2 protein-coding genes are annotated in these 1,344 nt (G+C 58.8%); one reads left to right on the plus strand and one right to left on the minus strand.

Annotation, left to right across the window (positions count from 1 at the left end):
• On the minus strand, positions 1-673 hold a 673-nt coding region (locus tag OC610_RS27535; RefSeq protein WP_264432641.1), incomplete at its 3' end, for an NAD(P)/FAD-dependent oxidoreductase.
• A gap of 237 nt (positions 674-910) precedes the next feature.
• Between OC610_RS27535 and hpaR the strand changes: the two genes are divergently transcribed.
• On the plus strand, positions 911-1,333 hold the full coding sequence (gene hpaR, locus OC610_RS27540; RefSeq protein WP_264432646.1) for a homoprotocatechuate degradation operon regulator HpaR: 423 nt from the start codon (positions 911-913) through the stop codon (positions 1,331-1,333).
• The last annotated feature ends 11 nt before the right edge of the window (positions 1,334-1,344 follow it).

Raw genomic sequence — 1,344 nt, forward strand, 5'->3', positions numbered from 1 at the left:
GGCCGGTACGCACGGTGATGCGCTCGCCGTAACTCACTTCCAGGGCCGGGCTGTGCTCGAAGATGCGCACGCCATGGCCGGCCAGCGCCTTGGCTTCGCCCAGCAGCAGGTTGAGTGAATGCACGTGCCCGCCACCCATGTGCAGCAAGGCGCTGCTGTAGGCGTCGGAGCCGATGATCTGCTTGACCTCGGATCCCGCCATGAAGCGGATTTCGTCCTTGGTGTTGATCGACTTGAAGTCCTTCTCCCAGGCCCGCAAGGTTTTTTCCTGGCGAGCATTGAAGCCCATGTAGCCATAGCCGTGGCAGAAGTCGGCGTCGATGGAATATTTGGCGATGCGGTCCTTGATGATGCCGGCGCCCAGCTCGCTGATTTCGAAGATCTGGCGCAGGCCTTCATCGCCGACTTGCTGCTTGATCTTCTCCAGGTCATGGCCGATCCCCGCCATGATTTGCCCGCCGTTGCGCCCGGTACCGCCAAAACCCAGGTAACGCGCTTCGAGCACCACGATGTTGGTGATGCCTTTTTCAGCGAGTTCCAGCGCCGTGTTGATGCCGGAGAAACCGCCACCAATCACCACCACGTCGGCTTCCACGTCCTGTTCGAGGGTCGGGAAGCTGAGGTTGTATTTCTTGGTTGCCGAATAGTAGGTAGGCGTTTCGATATTGATCATGGCGCAGCCTGGAAAAGTGAAAAGGGAATCACTGCAGAGCCCACGAAAAGCTCTGTACTGTTGGGTGCTATTAAGTGCCTTCCGAGCGGTAGGTGTCTTGATTATGTATGCCGCTGTCCTTGACCGTGGCTGCCAATGGACCAAATGAGTCCGGCTTGGCGCTAACGCCGAACACGAGGCACTGCCGCCAATGCTAGAATGTCGTTAATCTGTTAACTAGTTGCGACGCCGACACTCATGCCCAAACTGCGCCCATCCTTGACCCTTAGCTTGCTCCATGCGCGTGAAGCCGCCATGGGGTTTTTTCGTCCTTCGCTCAACCAGCACGGGTTGACCGAACAGCAATGGCGGGTCATTCGTATCCTGAGCCAACATGAAGAACTGGAGATCAATCGCCTGGCGGAGCTTGCTTGCATCCTCAAGCCGAGCATGACCGGCGTGCTGGTGCGCATGGAGGCGGCGGGGATGGTGGAGCGGCGCAAGGCGCATCAGGATCAACGGCGCGTGCTGGTGCGGCTGGCCGAGAAGGGGCAGGCCTGTTTTGCCTCGATGAGCCAGAGCATGGAGGCCAACTATCAGCGCTTGCAGGCGGGCTTTGGCGAGGAGAAGTTGCAGACGCTTCTTGCGTTGCTCAACGAGTTGAGAACGTTGAAGCGGTGAGTCGACGCAGC

It is taken from the genome of Pseudomonas agronomica (assembly GCF_025917275.1).
Classification (GTDB): Bacteria; Pseudomonadota; Gammaproteobacteria; order Pseudomonadales; family Pseudomonadaceae; genus Aquipseudomonas; species Aquipseudomonas agronomica.